General features: G+C 37.9%; 24 protein-coding genes. 8 read left to right on the top strand and 16 right to left on the bottom strand.

Translation table 11 applies throughout. The annotated features are described in order from the left end of the window. Positions 1-55: 55 nt before the first annotated feature. A complete protein-coding gene (locus ABYK18_RS08545; RefSeq protein ID WP_373036247.1) occupies positions 56-313 on the top strand; it encodes a high-potential iron-sulfur protein in 258 nt (85 codons plus the stop codon). Here the strand turns inward: ABYK18_RS08545 and ABYK18_RS08540 are convergent. The 7 genes from ABYK18_RS08540 to ABYK18_RS08510 form a co-directional block, all read right to left on the bottom strand. Next, complete coding sequence (locus tag ABYK18_RS08540) at positions 310-2,145, bottom strand: ABC-F family ATP-binding cassette domain-containing protein (protein ID WP_373036246.1); 1,836 nt, start codon at positions 2,143-2,145, stop codon at positions 310-312. The genes ABYK18_RS08545 and ABYK18_RS08540 overlap by 4 nt on opposite strands. Beyond that, positions 2,145-2,453 (bottom strand): sulfite:cytochrome C oxidoreductase subunit B, encoded by a 309-nt coding sequence (locus tag ABYK18_RS08535; protein WP_373036245.1) that lies wholly within the window; start codon positions 2,451-2,453, stop codon positions 2,145-2,147. Before ABYK18_RS08535 ends, ABYK18_RS08540 begins: the two co-directional genes overlap by 1 nt. Before the next feature lie 9 nt (positions 2,454-2,462). Continuing rightward, a complete protein-coding gene (locus tag ABYK18_RS08530) occupies positions 2,463-3,659 on the bottom strand; it encodes a molybdopterin-dependent oxidoreductase (RefSeq protein WP_373036244.1) in 1,197 nt (398 codons plus the stop codon). A 70-nt stretch (positions 3,660-3,729) separates the two neighbouring features. Beyond that, a complete protein-coding gene (locus tag ABYK18_RS08525; RefSeq protein WP_373036243.1) occupies positions 3,730-5,832 on the bottom strand; it encodes a helix-hairpin-helix domain-containing protein in 2,103 nt (700 codons plus the stop codon). Between the two features lie 53 nt (positions 5,833-5,885). Then, complete coding sequence (locus tag ABYK18_RS08520) at positions 5,886-6,254, bottom strand: nitrous oxide-stimulated promoter family protein (protein WP_373036242.1); 369 nt, start codon at positions 6,252-6,254, stop codon at positions 5,886-5,888. Between the two features lie 66 nt (positions 6,255-6,320). After that, the gene (locus tag ABYK18_RS08515; protein WP_373036241.1) at positions 6,321-7,169 is read right to left on the bottom strand and encodes a prephenate dehydratase; all 849 of its coding nucleotides are present in this window, start codon (positions 7,167-7,169) and stop codon (positions 6,321-6,323) included. A gap of 4 nt (positions 7,170-7,173) precedes the next feature. After that, positions 7,174-8,088 (bottom strand): DUF234 domain-containing protein, encoded by a 915-nt coding sequence (locus ABYK18_RS08510; RefSeq protein ID WP_373036240.1) that lies wholly within the window; start codon positions 8,086-8,088, stop codon positions 7,174-7,176. Positions 8,089-8,205: 117 nt separating this feature from the next. Here ABYK18_RS08510 and ABYK18_RS08505 point away from each other — a divergent pair, with 117 nt between their 5' ends. Further along, positions 8,206-8,637 carry a DUF1566 domain-containing protein gene (locus tag ABYK18_RS08505; RefSeq protein ID WP_373036239.1) on the top strand — a complete coding sequence of 144 codons (432 nt, stop codon included), beginning with the start codon at positions 8,206-8,208 and terminating at the stop codon, positions 8,635-8,637. Positions 8,638-8,649: 12 nt separating this feature from the next. Next, a complete protein-coding gene (locus tag ABYK18_RS08500) occupies positions 8,650-8,874 on the top strand; it encodes a ribbon-helix-helix domain-containing protein (protein ID WP_373036238.1) in 225 nt (74 codons plus the stop codon). 4 nt (positions 8,875-8,878) lie between these two features. Here ABYK18_RS08500 and ABYK18_RS08495 read toward each other — a convergent pair whose 3' ends face one another. The 5 genes from ABYK18_RS08495 to ABYK18_RS08475 are packed head-to-tail and all read right to left on the bottom strand — an operon-like array spanning position 8,879 to position 11,496. Further along, a complete protein-coding gene (locus ABYK18_RS08495; protein WP_373036237.1) occupies positions 8,879-9,862 on the bottom strand; it encodes a hypothetical protein in 984 nt (327 codons plus the stop codon). 54 nt (positions 9,863-9,916) lie between these two features. Further along, positions 9,917-10,471, bottom strand: a complete 555-nt coding sequence (locus ABYK18_RS08490) for a GNAT family N-acetyltransferase (protein WP_373036236.1) — start codon at positions 10,469-10,471, stop codon at positions 9,917-9,919. Then, positions 10,464-10,688 carry a hypothetical protein gene (locus ABYK18_RS08485; RefSeq protein ID WP_373036235.1) on the bottom strand — a complete coding sequence of 75 codons (225 nt, stop codon included), beginning with the start codon at positions 10,686-10,688 and terminating at the stop codon, positions 10,464-10,466. Before ABYK18_RS08485 ends, ABYK18_RS08490 begins: the two co-directional genes overlap by 8 nt. Positions 10,689-10,734: 46 nt before the next feature. After that, the gene (locus ABYK18_RS08480; RefSeq protein WP_373036234.1) at positions 10,735-10,935 is read right to left on the bottom strand and encodes a hypothetical protein; all 201 of its coding nucleotides are present in this window, start codon (positions 10,933-10,935) and stop codon (positions 10,735-10,737) included. 24 nt (positions 10,936-10,959) lie between these two features. Next, entirely contained in the window at positions 10,960-11,496 is a 537-nt protein-coding gene (locus tag ABYK18_RS08475) for an RBBP9/YdeN family alpha/beta hydrolase (protein ID WP_373036233.1), read from the bottom strand. Positions 11,497-11,642: 146 nt separating this feature from the next. On the opposite strand from ABYK18_RS08475, the gene ABYK18_RS08470 reads away from it, so the two are divergent. Then, positions 11,643-13,667, top strand: coding sequence for an EAL domain-containing protein (locus ABYK18_RS08470; RefSeq protein ID WP_373036232.1), 2,025 nt, complete (start codon positions 11,643-11,645; stop codon positions 13,665-13,667). Between the two features lie 95 nt (positions 13,668-13,762). Further along, positions 13,763-14,119 carry a hypothetical protein gene (locus ABYK18_RS08465; protein WP_373036231.1) on the top strand — a complete coding sequence of 119 codons (357 nt, stop codon included), beginning with the start codon at positions 13,763-13,765 and terminating at the stop codon, positions 14,117-14,119. A 51-nt stretch (positions 14,120-14,170) separates the two neighbouring features. Here ABYK18_RS08465 and nrtS read toward each other — a convergent pair whose 3' ends face one another. Next, positions 14,171-14,530 carry a nitrate/nitrite transporter NrtS gene (gene nrtS, locus ABYK18_RS08460; RefSeq protein ID WP_373036230.1) on the bottom strand — a complete coding sequence of 120 codons (360 nt, stop codon included), beginning with the start codon at positions 14,528-14,530 and terminating at the stop codon, positions 14,171-14,173. 133 nt (positions 14,531-14,663) lie between these two features. Between nrtS and ABYK18_RS08455 the strand changes: the two genes are divergently transcribed. The 3 genes from ABYK18_RS08455 (at position 14,664) to ABYK18_RS08445 (ending at position 17,756) form a co-directional block, all read left to right on the top strand. Beyond that, positions 14,664-15,104, top strand: a complete 441-nt coding sequence (locus tag ABYK18_RS08455) for a DoxX family protein (RefSeq protein ID WP_373036229.1) — start codon at positions 14,664-14,666, stop codon at positions 15,102-15,104. 96 nt (positions 15,105-15,200) lie between these two features. Further along, a complete protein-coding gene (locus tag ABYK18_RS08450; protein ID WP_373036228.1) occupies positions 15,201-16,238 on the top strand; it encodes a hypothetical protein in 1,038 nt (345 codons plus the stop codon). A 99-nt stretch (positions 16,239-16,337) separates the two neighbouring features. Then, a complete protein-coding gene (locus ABYK18_RS08445; protein WP_373036227.1) occupies positions 16,338-17,756 on the top strand; it encodes an HD-GYP domain-containing protein in 1,419 nt (472 codons plus the stop codon). Here the strand turns inward: ABYK18_RS08445 and ABYK18_RS08440 are convergent. The 3 genes from ABYK18_RS08440 to ABYK18_RS08430 are packed head-to-tail and all read right to left on the bottom strand — an operon-like array spanning position 17,753 to position 21,988. After that, positions 17,753-18,325 carry a transglutaminase family protein gene (locus tag ABYK18_RS08440; RefSeq protein ID WP_373036226.1) on the bottom strand — a complete coding sequence of 191 codons (573 nt, stop codon included), beginning with the start codon at positions 18,323-18,325 and terminating at the stop codon, positions 17,753-17,755. The two genes, ABYK18_RS08445 and ABYK18_RS08440, sit on opposite strands and share 4 nt — an antisense overlap. Next, positions 18,325-18,855: a hypothetical protein gene (locus tag ABYK18_RS08435; protein WP_373036225.1), complete on the bottom strand. Its 531-nt coding sequence runs from the start codon at positions 18,853-18,855 to the stop codon at positions 18,325-18,327. The genes ABYK18_RS08440 and ABYK18_RS08435 overlap by 1 nt, the downstream gene beginning before the upstream one ends. Before the next feature lie 13 nt (positions 18,856-18,868). Next, entirely contained in the window at positions 18,869-21,988 is a 3,120-nt protein-coding gene (locus tag ABYK18_RS08430) for an efflux RND transporter permease subunit (protein ID WP_373036224.1), read from the bottom strand. Positions 21,989-22,028: the final 40 nt, after the last annotated feature.

Genomic DNA, 22,028 nt, shown 5'->3' with positions numbered 1-22,028 from the left:
TTGTTTTACAATATAGGATATTGGTTTTATGTAAATTTCTATTTAGGAGATTATTATGAATGATTTATCAAGAAGAGTTTTCTTAAGATATATGGCCGTATTGGGTTTAGCTACATTTAGTTCAGTTGATTTGTACGCTAAAGGCACGAAGGCAAAGTACAAGTATCAAGATACTCCAAAAGACGGTAAAGTATGTCGTGATTGTATGCATTTTATTGCAGATAAGAACGAATGCAGAATGGTAGAGGGGACTATCAATCCTAACGGTTGGTGTGCAGCTTACTACAAACTTCCCAAAAAGAAAGCGGCTTAGTTATCTAACTCAGCCATCTTTTGTTCATACTCTTCATTAATAGCATCTAGTTCGGTATGTGCAATATCAAGCTCTTCAAAAAGCTTTTCTACGGATGCTTCTTCATCAGAGACAAGCTTTGAGAGTTCTATCAAAGTAGCACTGTCTCCGGAGTTTGAGACCTCTATAAGCTCTTTATGATGAACCTCTAAAAGTTCTTCCAGTTCCATTATCTTGCTTTCTATTTTCTCAACTTTCTTCTTTAGAGGTGAAGTTATCTTATTTCTTTCTCTAACCATCTCGGCTTTAAGTTTTTTGTTCTCTTTTTGATTGCCCTTTGGAGCAGTCTTTACTTTCTCAACTTCTTCCTCATTTTCCCAACCGATTTTCTCCAAGAACTCATCATAACCGCCGTCAAAATACTCAGCACCGTCTTTTGCAAAGATGATAAGTCTATCACAGACTCTGCGAAGAAGTTCTTCTGAGTGGGTTACGATGATTACCGAGCCTTTAAAGTTTTGTATGGCAACAGTCAGTGCTTCTATGCTGTCCATATCCAGGTGATTGGTAGGCTCATCGAGAAAAAGGAGGTTTACATTTCGCGCTATGATCTGTCCGAGCATCACACGGCTTTTTTCTCCACCGGAAAGTAGAGATATCTTTTTCTTCGCAGCATCTCCGCTAAACATCATACCTCCGCAGATGCTTCTTACACTAGCCTCGCTAAGACCCGGATTTCCTACATATATCTCATCCATAACCGTGTTTTTATCACTTAAGTGGGCTATGTTTGTCTGACCAAAATGAGCAAAAGAGGTTGAAGTGTGAAAAGCTACTTCACCGCTTAATTGTTTCAACTCACCGGCAATGGTATTTAAAAGAGTAGATTTACCTTTACCGTTTTTACCGATAATCCCAAGACACTCGCCTTTTTCCAACGTAAACGATATCTTGTCAAAGAGAATATTATCAGGTGTATAACCAAACTTCAAATCTTTAACATCAAGCAAAACTTTTGCAGGTGTCTCTTTGTAATTGAAGTTAAACTCTAAGTTCGAATCAAAGTCTAAATCTTCAAGCAGTTCCATTTTCTCAAGCTGTTTTACTTTTGACTGGGCAAGAGCCGCCGTAGATGCACGTGCCTTATTTTTGGCGATGAACTCTTCAAGTTCTTTTACTTTTTTGTCTTGAGAGATTTTTTGTTTTGCGTGAAGCTCTTCATTTGCTTTTAACTGCTCATAAAACTTGTGGGTATCACCTGGAATTATCTCTATTTTTTTACGGACAAGCCCCATTGTATGTGTTGTGACACTGTCCATAAAGTCTCTGTTGTGAGTGATGAGAATAACTTCGCCTTCAAATGAACGAAGAAAGCTCTTTAACCATCTAAGAGATACGATATCCAGATAGTTAGTAGGCTCATCCAAAAGAAGCAGGTTCGGTTCAGTCACCAAAAGTTTTGCGAGGTTGATGCGGATTTGATAACCGCCGGAGAATGAGAGAGGGTCTTTATCCAAGTCCTCTTGGGTAAAACCAAGACCAAAAAGAATCTTCTCGACTCTGTACACATCGTACTTCATCTCTTCTTCAAGAGCAAGTGCGGCTTCTTCTCTGAGAGTTGATTCACTAAATGTAAGATGCTGTTTCAGTGCACCTATCTTGTAGCCTTTTGGGATGACAATCTCACCGCTGTCGGGAGACTCTTCGCCGAGTATAAGTTTAAAAAGAGTAGATTTTCCACTGCCGTTTCGACCAACTAGTCCGACACGGTTCCCCGGGTTTAGTTTGAAGTTGAGGTTTGAGAAAAGCTCCTGTGATGCGAAGCTTTTGTAGATGTTTGTCAGTTGAATCATTATTGAAGTTTGCCGTTTCCATAGTGTTTAAATAAGTAATTTGTAATTGTTATCTCATCTTTTACAGAGATAGGGGCTTTGTAAACCTCTCTCATCTTGACAACGGATTTGTTCCAAAACTCTTTAGATTGTTTTCCCTGATTTAGGATGTAGCCGTAAGAGTGGCACCATTGACAGTTTCTCTGCATCGCTTTGAAGTTATCATCTTCAGCCATTTTAAATGTGATGCTTGGCATCTTTACTTTTTGTGTGTACTCAGCCGATAGAGTAGATGTTAAAAGTAGAGTAATAAACAGTAATATGCGCATTATAACTCCTTAAACCACAGTGATAGTAACACTATCAATGCCGTTATATTTGTATCCGCCGTGGTTCCATTGTATCTGTTGTGCAAAAGGCTGTTCTTCACCGAGATTGTTCACCGCTTTTGCCATTAGTGTTAGTCTGCCTTTGTCCTTAGGCATAAAAGCAAACTTGAAACTCCTAAAAGCATGTGGAGATATCTCTTTTCCAAGCTCGGCAGCAGACCAGTTCTTTCCGCCATCAACAGAGATTAGAACTTCTTTTATACCGTGACCGCTGTCAAAAGCGACACCTTTAGCTATAACGTTTGTGTTTACATTGATTTTGGTGTTAGTGGTAGGATAGCCTATAACAGACTTGATATTCATAGTCGTAATCGGCTTAGTCTTTTCATATAGGTTGTCAGGTGTCTCACACTCACACTCATTGTCTGGAATGCGGTAAGCCGTGTCCATGTAGTAAAGCTTTTTATACTCTTTCATAACAGTGATATTACTTAGCATTTTGACCCAGCTGTCTGAAAACCATCCTGGAATAACAAGGCGAACAGGGTAACCGTTTAGATGCGGTAAATCTTCACCGTTCATCTCATAAGCGATAATAACATCATCTCTTATCTCGTGAATCTCAAGTTCTCTCATAAAGTTTTCGGTTTTATGAAAAGCCGCTTTGTCATCACCGTTGAGTCCTATCCATTTGGCATCTTTTTCCAAGTCGGCTTTTTTTAGAATGTCTTTTAGTCTGACACCTTTCCACGTTGCACAGCCCATTGCCCCGTTGCCCCACTGGATGCCGCTTGTTGTAGGCACAAATGCTGAACGGGAGTTTCCGCCGCATTGCATAACGGCGGTTAGTTCTACTTGCTCAAAGTCATTTTTTAGCTCGGCTAAAGAGATATAAAGAGGATTCTTTACCGCACCGCCGACTTTGATTCTATATGTGTCTATGCTTACATGAGTAGGGATGTTGGGCATGTGCCATCTGACAAAAAACTCATCATTTGGAGTTATGGGTTTTGTAAAGACTTCTATGGGAGTCTCTAAGATAGGAGGTCTATCCGAGTAAGTGATTAGCGGTCTTTTCTCCGGAAACGAGACTTTTGAGATTTCCTGAGAATCTATAGGCTCTATTGTAGAGCTCGCAGATGCAGATGATGTAAGTGCAACGGCAGAAGCTGCAAGCGATAGTTTAAAAAAATCTCTTCTTTGCATATAAATCCTAAATCATTTTTGTAATTCTAACACAAACCAAAAGAAAAAATTATAGTTGATATCAAGATTTTCAGGAGTTTACTAAACTAAGAGAGACTTTTCCTTTTTCTTTGTCTACGGAAATTACTTCAATCTGCGGTAAAAACTGGTTGAGTGAAAGAACTTCCAAAGGATGGGAGATGCGTTTTTCACTCATCTTTGAGATGTGTATCATCCCGTCATTTTTCAGCCCGATATCCACAAACGCGCCAAAGTCTGCAATGTTACGAACTACACCCGATACAAAACTGCCTTCTTTAAGCATCTTAATATCCGTTACGTCTTCTTTAAAAGGAACTTTAGGTAAATCCTCCCTTGGGTCAAATCCAGGTTTTTGAAGCTCTTTGATAATGTCTTTTAGAGTCTCACAGCCTACTCCAAGCTCTTTTGCTTTTGCATCTGCATCTACCTTGCTGAGGTCTAAACCGTTTAGCTGTTTTGCTACGGTGTAACTCTCAGGGTGGATGCCGGAGTTGTCAAAGATATTTTTACCGTTTTTTATGCGGATAAATCCGGCTGCCTGCTCGTAAGCTTTTTTGCCTAGACCTTTTACTTTTAGAAGTTGCTCTTTTGTAGTAAAGTTACCGTTTTCTTTTCTGTGAGAGATGATGTTTTGGGCAATTTTAGCACCGATGCCTGCAACATGTGAGAGCAGAGAAGCAGATGCAGAGTTGATGTCTACGCCTACATGGTTTACAAGGTCACAAGTTACATCGTCTAGTCTTTTCGCTAAAAGCTTTTGGTCTACATCGTGTTGATACTGACCGATGCCAAGAGACTTTGCATCTATCTTTACCAATGTTGCCATCGGATCACGCAGTCTCTGAGCTATGGATATGGCACCGCGAATAGTCACATCCAGATCAGGATACTCATCTTGTGCGAGCTTAGATGCAGAGTAGACAGATGCACCTGCTTCAGATACTACCGTGTAGTTGAGGTTTGTACCTTCTTCACGGTTAAGTCTTGCAAAGAACTCTTGTGTCTCACGCGAGCCTGTTCCGTTGCCTATGGCTACACCAGTAATGTTATATTTGTTTGTTAGTGTTAGCACTTTTTTACGAGAGCCTTCATAGTCGTTCTTTGGCTGTGTAGGGTAGATTACTGCGGATTCCAAGAAGTTGGAGTTGTCGTCTATAACAGCTAGTTTACACCCGCTAACATATGCAGGGTCTACTCCTAAAATAATCATCTTTGTAACAGGCGGAGTCATAAGAAGCTGGTTTAGGTTTTTGCCAAAAACGTTGATGGCAGATGCATCTGCTTTTTCTTTTAACTCAGAGTGAACTTCTCTCTCAAGAGATGGAAGCAAAAGTCTTTTCAGTCCGTCTTTGTACGCTTCAAATAAAAACTCACTAGAGCTGGATGCATGACGAGGAATCTTGTACTGTTTTATGTTTTCTTCTATGCGCTGTGTGTCGATAGTGATTTTAACTGAGAGTTCTTTTTCTTTTACTCCGCGCATAATGGCAAGATAGCGATGCGAGGGGATATACGCAATTTTTTCAGACTTTCCTGCAAAGTTTTTAAAAGTCCCGTTTTCATCAAAATGTTTTGTCTTTTTAGTCTCCAACTCTCCATAGCGCAGCATTGTGTTACGGATGGCTTCACGCTCACGAGGCAGGTCCGCATATCTCTCAGCCAAAATATCCTGAGCACCTTTTATGGCATCTTCTACAGATGCTACATTTCCTTTTACAAACTTCTTCGCTTCTTGATTGAACTCAGATGCAGAAAATTTTGCACTTTGCAGAGTGTTTGCTAAAGGTGTCAGACCATTTTCCATGGCAGTTGTAGCACGAGAACTCTTTTTTTCTTTATAAGGTCTGTAAATATCCTCTAAAGCTCTCATAGTCTGTGCATCTGCAATGCTCTGTTTTATTGTCTCTGTCAAAGTAGCTCTCTCGCCGATAAGACGGGATACTTCTTCTTTACGCTCCAAAAGATTTTTAGAACTAATGTAGATAGTCTCAAACTCACGAAGAACTTCATCATCAGCACCACCAGTCATCTCTTTACGATAACGAGCGATAAAAGGAATAGTAGAACCTTCATCAAGAAGTTTTAAAATGTTCTGGATATGTTCTTTTTTTAGGTTTGTTTTTTGTGTTAGCAGGGTTATTAAGTTTTGCATAGTTTATGATTCTTTTTTAGGGAATTATACTGTTTAATTAGTTGGTTTTTATCTTAAGCACTCTTCTCAAAACGACCAAAGAGTTTTTTTCTGATTTTGAGGATGCCAAATCTTAAACCGCTGTATCTCATAATCTTTGCTAAAAGTTTCCATTCTCTTTTGTCATAACACGGTCTTGGACATTTTCTGCAGCTTGGTTTTTCGTCGTGCGGGCATTCTTGAAGTTTTACGTATGAGTAGTTAAGAGTCTCTTCGCACTTTTCACACAGCTCGTACTCTATCTTTTCGTTTAGGTCTTTATCGTTGTAGTTTAGATTGATGCAGTCTTTACTTTTTTTGATTTTAAAATGCTCGTTGTCGCAGTAGCATTGTATGAATTTTAAGACTGTTTTACTATCGTGTATAAATTTTTCTTCTGTCATTTTAGTTTCACTTTAAGTAAGTGTACCCAAAATTTTTGTTACCAATCTTGATGCGTGAAGGGTAAATTATGCTCGTAAACTCTCTCTCATAGAGTGAGGTATGTAAGTACCCAGCATCTTTACACTGTTTGCAAAGTACGCCAGCTCTTCAAGTGCAAGTTTTACATTTGTCTCATCCGGATGACCGTCTATGTCGATGTGAAACTGAGAAAGCGTAAGAGTTCCGCTACCGGAGTAACTCTCTATCTTTATGATATTTACACCGTTAGTCGCAAAACCGCCTAGAACTTTGTAAAGAGCTGCAGGTATGTTTCTCACTTCAAAGATGATGGAAGTGATGTAGTTTTGAGCCTCGTCAAATGCGGGGATGATGTGCTCTTTAGAGAGAATAAGAAAACGGGTGGTGTTGTTCTTTAAGTCTTGAAACTCTTCTTGCAAAATCTCCAAGTCGTAAATCTCTGCAGCAAGGCTTGAAGCTATGGCAGAGTGAGTTTTGTCTTGCATCTTTATGAGCTCTTCTGCCGAACCTGCTGTGTCAAACTTGGCTACGGCTTCTAAATGATACTTCTCTATGTTACCTTTACATTGAGCCAAAGCCTGCGGATGTGAGGATACGCTTTTTATATTTTCTATTTTCGAGCCTGGAAGGGCAAGCAGGCAGTGGTTTACAGGTTCAAAATGCTCATCTATAATGTAGAGCTTCATCTTTGGAATGAGTCTGTAAATCTCTTCGACTCTTCCTGCTGTTGAATTTTCCATAGGAATCATAGCAATGTCAGCTTCATCTTCTTCTACAAGATACATAGTATCATCAAATGATTTACATGCGATAGCTTCATACTCCGGATATTGATGATAACAAGCCAAGTGAGAGTAGGCGCCTTTTACTCCCTGATAAGCAACTTTTTTTTTCATGTGTCTAATATTTCTTCCCACTGCATTCTATAAAATCTCGCTCACTCAGGTCTTCTACGAGGCTTCTGAAATTTTTAAGAGCAAATAGTCTAAGCTCTGCACCTTTTAGGTTTTTGAGTTCGTTTGAAAAACCGCTTTTAGAGATGATAACGTTTACGTCGGCAGTTAGTTCTGCCTTGTCACACTGCTCTTTTAGTTTTGTGAGTTCAGTTTTTTTTGCTTTGGAGTTAGAGTTTTTACAGATGCCAGCAACAATCTTGCCTGACTTTGTTTTTGCCAAGATATCTATCTCGGTATTTCTGTCCCAGTAACTTCCAATTTCGGTAATAGGGTCTTCTTTAAAAGCTTTTTTCATAACTTCCTGAGCGAGTTTTAAAAAGATAAGCTCAGAAAATTCTTGTTGGCGATTGGCAAAGCTTTCTTTGCTTTCTTTATAGTCACCGTCTCTGATGCCTTTAAAATATGGAGATACAAACGAGAACCAAAAACGCATAAACGGTGTTGTGAAGTTTAGTTTTTCATCTATGTTGTCTTCTGAGTTAGGCGGAGATTCCAGTGAGTATTCAGCTTCGAGCATACCTCTTTCATAAAGATTTTCCAAAGCGTATTCACCGTCAGACCTTGAGATGCGCGCTTTTTTTAGAGCAGAGTGAGTTCTACGGTCTCCCATAGCGATTCCGCTTAAAAGCAGGTGAGAGTGTCTGTCGCTCTCTGTAATCTTTGTTATGTCGGCGTGAATATATCTGTAGTTGTTTAAAATCTTCTTCTCTATCAGCTCTTCGAGCGGTTTGTCCATGTCAACGCTCCAACTCATACCGCCAAATACACAAAAGTATTTTATAGCCTGTTCCATATCTTTTGGGTTGTTTTGAAAGTAAAAAGAGCGGAATTGTTCTAAAAGAGTTGGATGCTTTGCCATGATGGAAGCCTTTGATTTGTTTTTGAAATTATACATGAATTATAAGAAGATACCGATTTATTTAGCTTATACTAATAATTTTGTACTACAATCATTGATAAAAATCAAAGGATTGTTATGAAAATACTAAACATACTTCTTTTTAGCTCGCTTATGTTCTGTGCAAATGCAGATTATGTCCAAAAATCTCCAAATATTATTCTGGATACAAAGACAAACTTCTTATGGGAAGATACGAAAGAGGTCGCTTCTGTAAAAAGAAGCTTTAAAGATGCGACTTCTTATTGTAAATCTTTGGATATTGATGGCGTAAAAGGCTGGGAACTGCCGAACATGAAAAAACTCTTCACTATCGTAGATACAAAAAAGTACAATCCTACAATTGACAAATCTTTCAAGCACATTGCTCCCGATACTCACTGGACAAGCAGACTCTTTGCCACCGGCGGTACAAGTGATGCATACACAATCAGCTTTCAAACAGGAAGTTTTTTTAGAAGAAACATTGAAGATAAATACTATCTTAGATGTGTAAAAGAAATAAAATAAAAAGAGCGAAAAATGGATAAAAAAGTAAAATCTGTAACATTTGAGATACCGATAGAAATCTTGGAGGAGTTAGATGTCTTATCAAAAGAGATAAACAAAGATAAGACAGTTATGGTCAATGAGGCTCTAAATATGTATCTTGCATATCAAGAGTTGAGCCTGCAGCAAAAACCCATCGAAGATGAAAATAACAAACCACTAACTGCTGATGAGTTTTTTGATGATTTAGACATCTAAAACATTAAGAAGAGAGAAGCTCTTCTAATGGTTTTGCAGGATTGTCTACTTTCATTTTTAAAATAGATTTTATGATAGCATCTGCTGTTCCAGGTTTTTCCTCTTTGCCACTGTCTAAGCTCTCTTGTAGCTCTTCTAGCAACTGTTTTGTATAGTCTTCTATCATTTTTTCTATCTCTTGGACTGCCTGAGGAGAATCACCCATCTGTTCTTCAAGTTTTTTTCTAAACTCATCTATCTTTGCCTGAATTTTTTCCATGTTAAAGTCAGCCAAAAATTTTGCCGCACCTTTTGTGGTCAAATCATTTAAGAACTTTGCTACGGCACTATCTTCTTGAGTCTCTTGAGTTTTTGTTTTATCGCCCGTATATGAAGCTTCAAAAGCTTCCCAAAAAGCACGAATGCTTTCTTTTGTTTTTTCAGATGTAAATGCCGGAGGCTTAGGGTTTAAGATGCTATCGACTCTGGAACTTAGATAGTCATAATCAACTGTTTTTGGTTTGTAAGGTGTTCCTTCAAGTTGTGATTGTAAATGTCCCATATCAAATGTCAGCATCATAGACATCAGTTTGTCTTTATCATCGAGAGAATTCATAGCTTTTATATAAGCATCTCTGACATCAACCGGCATGGTTGTAGGAATTGGCAACATATGTTTAGAAATCCCGACTTCAGCGATGCCGTCATTGTTAAAATCGTACTGTTCGTTGTCATGCATTAAAAGGTTATAAGCACCTTCCGCACTGATTACATCTACATCAATTGCTTGGGCAAGACCAGAATACTTTTGTAGCGTATGAAGTTCTGCAGATGAGAGGTTTTGCAAAAAATCTTTTGCATTTTTGAGGTTTATATCTGCATCTTGAGCTTGATTGTAAATCTCTTCAAACTTATTTGCAAACGGTTCTTGATAATTTTTACGACCTTGTGTAGTCTGATAGTTCTGCATCGAGGAGATGTAACTTTGATAAGACGCTGAAGTTTCCATAGTTATACCTTTTACTCATATTTGTATAAATACGAGCAAAAAATATTCCTCCGTTTAGTCCATCCACCTTCTCGGATCGTATCCGTCTGTCGGTCTGAGTACCTCTTTTTTTTGGAGTTTTTTTAGCATCGTGAAGACATCTTTAGCATCAAGCGGACTTTTACCTTCAGATGCCGGCACTTTTGTAAAACCGAATTTCTCAAAAAGTTTTACGGCGTGAGAATCCTCTAGAAGACTCACACTTATCTGCTCAAAAACCGAACCCGCCTCTTGTAAAAACTGCTCAAGCATCGCAGAAGCTATGCCTTTTTCTCTAAACTCCGGAACAACGGCTATATTCATCACAGGTGTATTTGCATCTACATAAGCCATAGCGCCGTCTTCGGGCTTTAAAAGACGTATCCACACAGCCCCGGCTATCTTGTTGTCTACTAATGCATAAAGACCTAAATCTTTGCTGGACAGACCATAGAATCTTTCATAAATACTCAGTGCAGGGAAATCGGACAGGGATTTGTTCAACTGGTCAAGGCGCATCGAATATCGGAGCATGCCAGTTGTGATTTTTTGCTCAGAAGATCTGAGAAAGTAAAGTGTGGGCTTAGGCATATGTATCTAAAACATTTCCGGAATTCACCGTCGGTTTAACTTCCTGCTTTTGCGTGGTCTGAAAATTTTTAGCATCCGAGAGCGAACTGTTCGTACTTTTTATAAGCTCTGAACCATTGTCTGAAGAACTACTTTCCTGCGTCGAGCTGGGATCAGGTCTACCAACCTGAACCTGGCTAGGATAAGGTGATTGAAATGTATACTGAGTCACATTCATAACAACTCCTTTTTCTGTACATAGGGTGATTATAGCACAAAATTATTTATTCAGTTCTTGTGGTTATATCGATACCTTTTTCTTTTAAGGCGTAACCAATTTCTACGACTCTGTTTTTCCACTTCTCAGATTCTATGAAACCTTCGTAAGCATCCAACTCTTTTTTTAGAACTCTTGCGGCAATGTTATCTATGTTTAGAAAAACTTCTTGCAATTCTGATTCTAATTCTTCTACTGTATCATTCATATTTTAATTTCCTTTTTATCGTAATTATATCAATTTTAATTTATCAAGCATCCAAGGCCATGGACCGTAACCGCTATCGGCATTGATATGTCCTGCATCTTTTAATATTTCCATCTCTACATTTAATGATTTTTGCAGAGATTTTGCTTCATCAAGACTCATATAAGGGTCATTTGTCGAGCAGATAAGTAAGCTGTTTTTTGCATGCAGATCTTTTGGAACTGTTACTGGAAAAAAGTTTTCTAGCTCGTCTATTTTAGAGTTTAGACTAGGAGGTGCAACAAGAAACAGGTTTTCTATTTCATTTATGTCCTCTTCGTTACACAGATGAAACCAAAGAGTGTTTCCCAGTGAGTGGCAGATAACAATATTTGGTTTAAAATCATCCAGTTCTTTTAAAAGTTCTTCCTTCCATTTGTTTTTATTTGGAAAGTCAAAGTCTGATAGTTTTAAGAAACTTACACAGCCGTACTCTTTTGCCAGTTCACCCGCCAACCAACTTTGCCAATGTGGAAAATCACTTCCGCCCCATCCGTGTACAAGCAATACTTTTTGTTTCATTTTCTTGAAATACCTTTTTTAAATCTTGATATCTGTACGGTAAGTTTATCTAAAAAAGGTACATAGTTTATTTAGTTCACAAACTATAGACAATATTAAGTTGTTAAACAATACAATTTAACTTGATAAGAGGAAAACAAAAAAACATGAAAAAGATTTTTGATCTCAAAATACTTACTATGATTGGTTGGACATTGACAGTCTTGTTGTCACTGTTCTTTGCCGCATTTAATCAGTATCAGCAGAGTTTTGAGACAGCACGAAATGTTGCCAGAGCCAATTTCGATAAAGATCAGGCATTCAGGCGATGGGCCACTACCCATGGTGGGGTCTATGTCCCGGTAGATATGAAAAGAACACCTCCGAGTCCTTATTTAAGCCATATGCCGGAAAGAGATATTACAACACCATTAGGAAGAAAACTTACTTTAATGAATCCTGCTTATATGTTGAGACAGATGATGGATGAATATTCAGGGCTTTACGGGGTAAAAGGTCATATAACAGCTCTTGAGATGCTAAATCCAAACAGTGCCCCGGATGCTTGGGAAAGAGATGCTCTTGAAAAATTTAGAAAAGACAGCTCAATAAAAGAAATCCTTGAACTTACAACTATTGGTAACAAAGAACATATGCGCCTTATTCGTCCTATGGAAGTAACACCAGGCTGTCTAGCTTGTCATGCTCATCAGCCTTCATATTCAAAGTATAAAACGGTCGGAGGAGTCAGTGTTACAGTTGCTATGAAAGAAATATATGCTATTTCCATAAACTCTTTTAAGAAAACACTTCTTATACATTTTATTTTTTGGTCTGTAGGAATGTTGTTGTTTCGCTTTGTGTATAAAAAAGAACAAAAAGCTAAAGATGAACTAAATTATTTTGCCAATCATGATAGTTTAACGGGCTTGCCGAATCGCCATGCGTATACAAAAAAAATCACTGAACTAGTAAATAGTGAAGATAAAGAAAGTAGTTTTGCTTTGGTCTTTATGGATCTTGATAATTTTAAAACTGTTAACGATTCACTCGGACATACCTTAGGGGATATGTTGCTAAAGTACGTAACACAACGCCTTAAAGATGAACTTCCTGAGTATGAAGAATTTTACCGTTTTGGCGGAGATGAATTTGTTTTATTGTTTTCAGTTACACAAGGTAAAAAAGTTGTTGAAGATGCAGTGCTGAAAATTCATGAAGTTTTGAAAAAACCATTCATGCTAAAAAATTACGAAGTATATACTACAGCTTCTATCGGTATTTCTATATATCCAGATGATGCGAAAGATGCAGAAAACCTTCTTCGTAATGCAGATGTAGCAATGTATGATGCAAAACAATCAGGAAGAAGTAATTACTCTTTTTACTCTTCAGTTATGCTAAAAGTGTCTACAAACCGTCTCGTTTTAGAAAGTGAACTATATAAGGCATTAGAGAACAAAGAGCTCCTTTTGTTGTTTCAACCCCAGATACTTCTTGATACAGAAAAAATGCTTGGAGTTGAAGCCCTTATCCGCTGGAATCATCCTGTAAACGGATTGATATCTCCTCTTGAATTTATACCAATAGCAGAAAAGAATGGGTTGATAATACCTATAGGGGAATGGATTATAGATCAAGCGTGTAATCAATTGGCTTTATGGAAAGATACAAATATGAGAGATATGAGCATCTCAATTAATATCTCTGCAAAGCAACTTTTACATCAAGATTTATACACTTATATTGAAGCAGCTATAGATAAGATGAATATTGATGGAAGACTTTTGGAATTAGAAGTTACAGAGAGTGTTGTTATGGAAAATATAAATCAAACTGTAAAAATATTGTCAAAACTTAAAAAGCTCGGTGTTTCTATCTCTATTGATGATTTTGGTACAGGTTATTCATCATTGAGTTATTTGAAGAAACTGCCTATAGATAAGTTGAAAATAGACAGAGAATTCATAAAAGGTATACCAACTGACAAAGATGATGTAGCTATTACCAATGCAATTATAAGCATGTCAAAATCGCTTTCTCTTAAAATAGTTGCAGAAGGACCTGAAACAAAAGAACATATAGATTTTTTACAAAACGCTAAATGTGATATCGCTCAAGGATTTTATTACTCAAAACCGATTACAATAACTGAAGTAGAAGAGCTAGTATTGAGTATGGAATATAAATAAAATAATACTTAAATTTTCTTCTTATATAACTAAATTTACATTAATATTATTTATATTTGTGATACAATGGTTTAAATTAATTTAAAGGCGTAAAGATGAAAAAGTTAAACGTAATGGCACTTCTTTTTGGTGCAGCATTGTTCTTAGGTCTAGGTGCTACAACTGTTAGCGCAGACATGAAATGTGGAGCTGGAAAATGTGGAAGCTCTATGCAAAAGCCTGTAAAAAAATGTGGCGGTGAAAAAGAAAGGACTATGAGAAGTAATTCTGATAAGTGTGGTGCCGGAAAAAAAGGCATGATGATGGACGATGATTCGGACAACAGACGTATGAAGCGTGATTCAGACAAGTGTGGTTCAGGAAAGAGAGGCATGATGATGGACGATGATTCAGACAACAGACGTATGATGCGCGAGGATGAAAGAAAATCTGGAAAGTGCGGTTCTAGATAACTTACTTGGAGATAAAGACTTTTTTAGAGTTTTTATCTCACTTTTCTTGCTCTAAGCCAGTTTCCAGTGTGTGTTTATTCCGCACGTGTGAGACTCAGGAATAATCTCGTTTTCTTTAATATGTATTTTCTCTTTACAACCTCTACAAACAAGGTCAGCTTCCACAATAGATTTACTTCCTATGTGAAATTCAAGTTTTAACGCCATCGCCGTGTATGTGGTAACACTGTATGGCACCAAAAAGGTAAGAAAAAACTTTGTGAAGTTAAGGTTTGCAAGCTCCAGATTTATAAGAACTTCTCCCTGATTTATAAGATTTAGGACAATCCCTACGATTAGCGTGACTTTTAGAGCTCTTTTCATTACACCTGAGGAAGTGGCTATTTTATAGTATAAGCTTAAATATTTCATGTCCGTCTTTAACTTGTTTTATGGATAATTATAGGGCATGAGTATACCACAAAGACTTAAATTAATTTTATTTATATAAAAAACTCTTATTTTAATATGTTACAATTTATTCATTACAAAAAAGGAGTCTATTATGAGCATCAAAAAAATGTATTTAGAGTTTACACGTTTGAGCGAGTATCTAAAGTCAGTATCGTTACTTTTGGCAAGATTATTGATTGCATATGGTTTTTACCAACCGGCTATGAATAAGTGGTCAGATATAGGCTCCGTAGCCGAATGGTTTGGTTCCATGGGCATACCTTTTCCTCTCTTGAATGCGTATATGGCAGCAAGTACAGAGATAACGGGTGTTGTTTTACTGACTCTTGGGTTATTGACTCGTTTAATCTCTATACCGCTTATAGTAGTCATGATAGTCGCAATTGTTACTGTGCATCTACCTCATGGTTTTTCAGCGGGTGATAACGGTTTTGAAATACCGCTTTATTACATGATTTTTCTTCTGATATTTGTTGCGAACGGAGCAGGCAAGTTTTCTCTCGATAGACTTATATTCGGCGAAAAAAATTAGGTACCGTATTTGCTATTATATTTAAACGGGTGAAGGAGATTCCCTAAACTTAGGCAATCAAGGACGGTCATAAGGCCTAGCACAAAAGGCTAAGCTATGAAAATAGAATCACACGAGATTGCTATGCAATCACGACACACTCTAAAAAGAGTAGAGTTAGAAGCCATGATGAGCTTTTCTACTTTTTTTACAGGTGCTCCGGTTGGCAAGGAAGCTACTGCGAAGCTGCAAAATATGCATGATGTAAAACCTCAAAACGATACAGATACATATTTCTTCAGTCATGCAAAATTATTAAATGGGATTATCCAAAATCTCATAAATATGCTCAGAGAAAGAACCAAACCTGCTGAGGAAGAGCTACCGCAAGAAGAGGTTTTCGGTTATACACATCTCTCATTCATGCAACGGTATGAAGAACATGAACAACTTGACTTCTCGACTCTGGGACACATAAAAACAGACAAAGGCGACTTGGATATCAATCTTAACTTTTCTATGAGCAGAAGCTTTGCTATAGAGAATAATATTGATATATACAGTAAGTTTGATCCGCTTGTCCTTAATCTTGATGGCGATATCCCAAATCTGAGTACAAATACTTTTTCTTTTGATTTGGATAATGATGGAAAGAGCGATCAGATATCTACTCTGGGAAGTGGAAGCGGTTTTTTAGCTCTGGATAAAAACTTAGACGGAGTTGTAAATCAGGGAAGTGAGCTGTTTGGAACACTTAGCGGAAATGGTTTTGGTGAGTTAAGCGAGTATGACAAAGACGGCAATCACTGGATAGATGAAAATGACACCATCTTTGATAAGCTTCGCATCTGGCTCAAAAATGAAGACAGTAATGAAGAAGAGTTGGTTGGACTTGGAGAAGTCGGTATCGGTGCTATCTTTTTAGACTCTGCATCCAGTGATTTTACCTATAAAACCAGCACTAACCAGACTCTTGGTGAGATGAAGAGCTGCGGAATGTTTTTAAATGAAGACGGCAGTTGTGGAAATATTTCGCAAATCGATTTTGCAACAAGAGCTAAAAATCAGGAACAGGAAAAAAGAAAAGAGGAGTTTGAGATTGCAGAAAAAAATGCAGTCGCAAAAGAGCCTCTGGCTATACTTCTGCAAGCATAAAAACGGGAGTGCTCTATATAAGCACTCTCTATGATTTCAGCTTATATTTTATTAAATGTTTTTATAATACATAAAATACCATTTATATTATGAGTCTGAATGAAAAAAAAGTATATAAAAGAGATAGTTTTAACTCACTTGTTAAAAGTTTTTTTTATTTCCATGTTTATTATAGCTGCAGTTGTCGCATTTAGTTACAGAAGTTTTTTTGAGTTTGTTAGTGAAAATAAAATCATCACAACATCAGAAATCATCAAAGCCGGTTTAACATCACATATGAAAGCCGGTATTATGGATAAGCGAGAGTATTTCTTAAACGAAATATCTTCAGTTCATGATATCGACTCTATAAAGATCATTAGAACCGATTTTGTTACTAAACAGTTTGGTGCATCATCTTCACATGAAGAAAAACTTTCAGATATAGACCTCAAAACTATTTTAGACAAAAAAGAGTTGTATATTAAGTGGGATGATATTAACGGTCAAATAACAGCTATTGTACCTTATATCGCAAATTCAAAGGGAACGTTAAATTGTTTGAAGTGCCATAATGCGAAAGACGGAGATGTCTTAGGTGCTGTCAATATCACTATGGACATAAACTCATATCAAAGCTTTGTCTTGAAAAATGGATATATAATAGCCGGTATATTGCTGATAATCGCTTTTATAATTATAGACAATATGTTTAGAGTTGTTGAAAAGTATATTAGAAAACCGTTGTTAAATGTAATAAAAGACGGAGAGTTGGCATATAACTCCAAACAAATTATAGATGCTGCGAAGTATGAAAGCAGAGAGTTTGATGAGGTAGTAGCAAACGTTAATAAGTTTAACTACAACATCTTGGAAAAAGAAGCAGAACTTCTTCGCAAAAACATAGAACTTCAGAATCTAAATGAAGAGATTGAATCAACACTAAAAGAGACTATGCTTGCTGTGGGGTGCATCGAAGAGATTCGTTCTATAGAGACAAAACTCCATACAAAACGTGTATCAATTATAAGTACGCTCATAGCTAAAGAGTACGGATTAAACGATGAAGAAGTAAAACTGATAGAACTCGCATCTCCACTGCATGATATTGGAAAAGTCGGAATAAGCGATTCCATTTTAAATAAACCGGCAGTTCTGACTGATGAGGAATATGAAATTATGAAATCACATGCTGCATTGGGACACTATATTTTAAATCATTCAGATCGTAAGCTCTTGCAAACGGCATCCACCATCGCATATGAGCATCATGAAAAATTCGACGGTACTGGTTATCCTCAAGGATTGAAGGGTACTGAAATCTCTATATATGGACGAATAGTAGCTATTGTCGATGTCTTTGACGCTCTGCTTTCTAAGCGTGTATATAAAGATAAATGGCAAAAAGAAGATGTTGTGGTGTTGTTAAAAAAAGAGAGCGGTAAACATTTTGACCCAAAATTAGTAAAAATAGTTTTGAAAAATATAGACGAATATGTAGAGATAATAAAAACTCTTTCAAAAAATGAGCAAATTTAGTTTTTAATATCTGGAAAGTTATGTATCATCTCATCATAGGTTCTGTTTTTCTTTAGTGCATCTATGACTTCGGGAAGTGGATTTTCTAAAATCTCACTCAAGTCAAACTCATGCTCTTGTAACTTAAATGCAAGTTTTTCTATAGGCGGAGTAAACTGAGCTTCTATTCCCTCTTTATTTCCTCTGGCATCAACTTTGTACCATCCAAACTCTTTTAAATATATGGCATTTAAACCGTGAAGACAATATACATCTTTTACATACTCAGAACAAGAGAGTCTTTGATAACAAAACCCGGCAGGAATGTTGTTAGCACGCAAAAGTGCCGCAAGTAAGATACTTTTAGCATAACACCAGCCCGTTTTGTATATTAAAACATCACTTGCTTTTATGGTTGTAATGTTATCTTTAAAGTCCCCAGTATGCCGTACTTCATCCCTAACAAATATAAAACAGTTTTTAGCAGTTTGTGCATCTGTTAGAGTACCTTTTGTTAGCTCAGATGCAAGCTTTTCAATCTCCGGATGTGAAAAGTTTACAAGCTCTGTCTCTTTTAAAAATCTTTGCATTATAAATTCTTTAGATTTGGAGGTACCTTGTTTTTCTCTTTATAGTCCTGAAGTTTGTTGTTTTTGTCCATCTTGACAACCCACTCTTTAAGAGAGTATCTCTCTTCTTTGTACTCCATAATCGGAACAGACTGACCGCAACTAGACTCAACAGCGTAGATGTGAAACTCAAAGAAATCTCTAACAAGATTTTCTTTTTCATTAAAAAGTTTTAGATACTCATAAAATTTCTCACTCTTAGCTTCTACAACAGTCGCTCTGCAAAAGAGTCTGAGTATCTTGGCATTTCCTTCAAAAGCGTTAAACACAAGAGTAAACTCCCCATTATTTTTAGCATCTGTATATGTACGGTTTCCGCTTCCAGGGTAATTCATAAAGAGTATGTTAGAATTGTCTAGTACGCGGATAGAGTCATAACCTTTAGGCGAAAGATTTACCTCTTTGCCGGATGAACTAGCAAGATAAAATAGTCTTTGAGCTTTTATAAACTCTATATCTGCTTCTTTTAAACTTTTGTATTGTGAACCCATATTTTGCCTTAAATTATTTTGTTTGCTTTTTTAATTCCCACTTAGAGTAAATCTCAAAAAGTATAGGGATGATGACAAGGCTCAGAACTGCTGAACTGACAACGCCCCCTATCATCGGTGCGGCGATGCGCTGCATCACTTCGCTTCCGACTCCATTTACGTACATAATAGGCAAAAGCCCAGCTAAGATAGCAAAAACCGTCATGAGTTTTGGTCTTACTCTTTGTACGGCACCTTCGTAGATGGCATCTCTGAGTTCTTGGTATCCGTAATTTTCTTTGAACTTCTCTTTTGCATCATCTACCGCTTCTTGCAAGTAGACAATCATAACTATGGCAGTCTCGGCGGCGACTCCAAGAAGTGCCAAGAATCCGACGACTACTGCTATGCTCATGTTGAAGTTAAGTATGTCTACATAAAGCAATCCTCCCAAAAGTGCAAACGGCAGAGTAAAAAATACTATAAGTGTCGGAACAACTTCTTTAAGTGCGAAGTAGATTAGTATGAGTATGACTATGAGTACAGTAGGGACTATCCAGACTATTTTTTGCATAGCTGAGTCTAGATATTCACTTTGACCTGCCCACTCTATGTAGTAGCCAGCCGGAAGTTTTATGGATTCTAGAAGTTCTTTAGCCTCTTTTTTGTACTCAGTCGCGCTTATGCCTACTTGCGGAGTGATGTAGATGAAGGTCACAGGAGATGCCATTTCACTTTTTATGACGGAAGCGCTTTCACGGTAAGCCACTTTGGCAAAGTTGCCTAGCGGTACAAATCCAAGCGGAGTTTTTACCTGTAACTCCCTGATGCTCTCTATGCTTCTTCTCTCTTTTTCTTCAAATCTCAGTGCAATCGGATAACGCTCGATGCCTTTGTACATGGTGGAGACTTTCATTCCTCCGATACCTGAAGCAACGTACTCAAGCAGGTAGTTTTTTGTTATCTTGTATCTTGCCAACTCTTTTTCATCTATATCTATGTCAAGGTAGTAACCTGCACTTGCCTGGTCGGCAAATACCGAAAGAGTTTTGCCGTAGTTTCTTAGAGTTTTTTCAATCTCAAGTGCATATTTTTGTAAGCCTTCTGCATTTTTACCGTAGAGTTTTATGCCAAGAGGAGTGCGAATCCCGCTTAAAAGCATATCTATACGACCGCGAATAGGGTAGGTCCAGGAGTTTATAAGCCCCGGAACCTGAAGGGCATTTTCGAGTTCGCGCATGAGTTTATCATGCGTCATGCCTTCTCGCCATTCACTTTGGGGCTTGAAAGTGATGATAGTCTCTATCATACCAAGTGGAGCAGGATCAGTTGCAGAGTTTGCACGTCCGCCTTTACCAAAGACCGTATCCACTTCCGGAAATGCTTTTATGATGGCATCTGTCTTTTGAGTGAGAGCTTTGCTTTGATCGACACTGATTCCGTAGGGAGTAACAGGCATATACATAACGCTTTGCTCATTTAGCGGAGGCATGAACTCCCATTTAAGGCCGTTGTATATTGGAACCATAGAGTTGAGTGCTAAAAATACAACGACAAGAATCACATACTTTATTTTCAATCCGTAAACTATGATTGGGTTATATAACCAGATAAAGAAACGGTTTAGCGGGTTTTTATCTTCGCTGAGAATCTTGCCTTTGACAAAGAAGAGCATAAGAACAGGAACCAGAGTAATGGAGAGAATCGCCCCTGCCGTCATGGCAAAAGTCTTTGTAAATGCCAAAGGAGTAAAGAGAAGACCTTCCTGCCCTGAGAGTGCAAAGATAGGTAAAAATGAGACCACAACTAAAGAGAGTGCAAAGAAAATAGGACGGCCTACGACTTTTGATGAACTCATTATGGCATCAAATCTCTCTTGTCTTGTGAGTTCTTCTCCTTTTTTTTCTTCTTGTTTTACAATGGTCTTATGAGCGTTTTCTATCATGACTATAGTTGCATCTACCATCGCACCGATGGCAATGGCAATACCGCCGAGACTCATGATGTTTGAGCCGATGCCAAACATTTTCATGAGTAAAAATGTTGCGCCTATGGTCAGCGGAAGGACGATGAGGACAATAACGGAAGAACGCAGATGCATCAAAAACAGAGCTATGATGAGAATGACGATAATACTCTCTTCAACAAGCGTAGTTTTAAGTGTTCCTACCGCTTTTTCTATGAGGTTTGAGCGGTTGTAAGTCTCGATTACTTCAACATCGTCTATTTGAAGCTCACTCATCTTTTTCTCTATGCGTTTGATGGTAGAGTAAACATCTTCGCCGTAGCGAACCATAACGATTCCGCCTACAACTTCGCCTTTTCCATCCAAATCAGCCATACCGCGACGTGCTGCAGGTACTAACTCCACCCTGCCGATATCTCCGATGGTTACGGGAGTATTCGCTTTTGTTGTAACTACCAAAGAGCGGATATCGTCCAAATCTTTGAGGTAACCTTTGGCTTGAACCATCCACTCGTAACCGTTTTGAATGACGATTCTACCGCCTGTGTCGTTGTTATTGGCTTTTATGGTTTTTGCTATGTCTTGAATGCTCAGGTTGTATCTAACAAGCGTATCGTTGCTTACGCTTACTTGGTAAGTAGGGACAAATCCGCCTATAGATGCAACTTCACTGACGCCATCCACACCCAAAAGGGCGTATTTGTAATAGTAGTCTTGCAAAGTCCTGAGTTGGCTGAGGTTTTTACTCTTTGAAGTAAGTGCATATTCGTAAACCCAGCCGACACCGCTGGCATCCGGGCCTAAATTTACTTCCATGGAAACAGGAAGCTGAGACTGTACAGATGCCAACTGCTCAAGCACTCTGGTTCTAGCCCAGTAAAGATCAGTTCCCTCTTTAAAGATGATGTAGATAAGAGCGTTTTCGTAAGTTGAAAAACCTCTGACTGTTTCTATGTTTGCAATAGCCAAAAATTGTGAGACAAGCGGGTAAGTACCTTGGTCTTCTATGATTTCGGGAGATTGTCCCGCCCAGTTTATTTTTACTATTACCTGAGGAGGAGACAAGTCCGGGATGGCATCAAGAGGCGTATTCTTCATAGCCCAAAACGAGCCGAAAGTCAGAAATATGGTTGCCATCAGGATAAGAAACTTATTTCTGATGCTAAAAGAGATTATAGCTTCAATCACAATTTGTCCTTTTTTCTACTCCAAAGGAGTTAGCTTTTAC

The sequence above is a fragment of the Sulfurimonas sp. genome, from assembly GCF_041563495.1.
In the GTDB taxonomy this organism is placed as follows: Bacteria; Campylobacterota; Campylobacteria; order Campylobacterales; family Sulfurimonadaceae; genus Sulfurimonas.
This window is presented reverse-complemented; position numbering and strand designations above follow the sequence as displayed.

Excerpts from the sequence above, each read along its gene's own strand:
- ABYK18_RS08545 (WP_373036247.1), top strand. The coding sequence starts at position 56 with ATGAATGATTTATCAAGAAGAGTTTTCTTAAGATATATGGCCGTATTG.
- ABYK18_RS08540 (WP_373036246.1), bottom strand. The coding sequence starts at position 2,145 with ATGATTCAACTGACAAACATCTACAAAAGCTTCGCATCACAGGAGCTT.
- ABYK18_RS08535 (WP_373036245.1), bottom strand. The coding sequence starts at position 2,453 with ATGCGCATATTACTGTTTATTACTCTACTTTTAACATCTACTCTATCG.
- ABYK18_RS08530 (WP_373036244.1), bottom strand. The coding sequence starts at position 3,659 with ATGCAAAGAAGAGATTTTTTTAAACTATCGCTTGCAGCTTCTGCCGTT.
- ABYK18_RS08525 (WP_373036243.1), bottom strand. The coding sequence starts at position 5,832 with ATGCAAAACTTAATAACCCTGCTAACACAAAAAACAAACCTAAAAAAA.
- ABYK18_RS08520 (WP_373036242.1), bottom strand. The coding sequence starts at position 6,254 with ATGACAGAAGAAAAATTTATACACGATAGTAAAACAGTCTTAAAATTC.
- ABYK18_RS08515 (WP_373036241.1), bottom strand. The coding sequence starts at position 7,169 with ATGAAAAAAAAAGTTGCTTATCAGGGAGTAAAAGGCGCCTACTCTCAC.
- ABYK18_RS08510 (WP_373036240.1), bottom strand. The coding sequence starts at position 8,088 with ATGGCAAAGCATCCAACTCTTTTAGAACAATTCCGCTCTTTTTACTTT.
- ABYK18_RS08505 (WP_373036239.1), top strand. The coding sequence starts at position 8,206 with ATGAAAATACTAAACATACTTCTTTTTAGCTCGCTTATGTTCTGTGCA.
- ABYK18_RS08500 (WP_373036238.1), top strand. The coding sequence starts at position 8,650 with ATGGATAAAAAAGTAAAATCTGTAACATTTGAGATACCGATAGAAATC.
- ABYK18_RS08495 (WP_373036237.1), bottom strand. The coding sequence starts at position 9,862 with ATGGAAACTTCAGCGTCTTATCAAAGTTACATCTCCTCGATGCAGAAC.
- ABYK18_RS08490 (WP_373036236.1), bottom strand. The coding sequence starts at position 10,471 with ATGCCTAAGCCCACACTTTACTTTCTCAGATCTTCTGAGCAAAAAATC.
- ABYK18_RS08485 (WP_373036235.1), bottom strand. The coding sequence starts at position 10,688 with ATGAATGTGACTCAGTATACATTTCAATCACCTTATCCTAGCCAGGTT.
- ABYK18_RS08480 (WP_373036234.1), bottom strand. The coding sequence starts at position 10,935 with ATGAATGATACAGTAGAAGAATTAGAATCAGAATTGCAAGAAGTTTTT.
- ABYK18_RS08475 (WP_373036233.1), bottom strand. The coding sequence starts at position 11,496 with ATGAAACAAAAAGTATTGCTTGTACACGGATGGGGCGGAAGTGATTTT.
- ABYK18_RS08470 (WP_373036232.1), top strand. The coding sequence starts at position 11,643 with ATGAAAAAGATTTTTGATCTCAAAATACTTACTATGATTGGTTGGACA.
- ABYK18_RS08465 (WP_373036231.1), top strand. The coding sequence starts at position 13,763 with ATGAAAAAGTTAAACGTAATGGCACTTCTTTTTGGTGCAGCATTGTTC.
- nrtS (WP_373036230.1), bottom strand. The coding sequence starts at position 14,530 with ATGAAATATTTAAGCTTATACTATAAAATAGCCACTTCCTCAGGTGTA.
- ABYK18_RS08455 (WP_373036229.1), top strand. The coding sequence starts at position 14,664 with ATGAGCATCAAAAAAATGTATTTAGAGTTTACACGTTTGAGCGAGTAT.
- ABYK18_RS08450 (WP_373036228.1), top strand. The coding sequence starts at position 15,201 with ATGAAAATAGAATCACACGAGATTGCTATGCAATCACGACACACTCTA.
- ABYK18_RS08445 (WP_373036227.1), top strand. The coding sequence starts at position 16,338 with ATGAAAAAAAAGTATATAAAAGAGATAGTTTTAACTCACTTGTTAAAA.
- ABYK18_RS08440 (WP_373036226.1), bottom strand. The coding sequence starts at position 18,325 with ATGCAAAGATTTTTAAAAGAGACAGAGCTTGTAAACTTTTCACATCCG.
- ABYK18_RS08435 (WP_373036225.1), bottom strand. The coding sequence starts at position 18,855 with ATGGGTTCACAATACAAAAGTTTAAAAGAAGCAGATATAGAGTTTATA.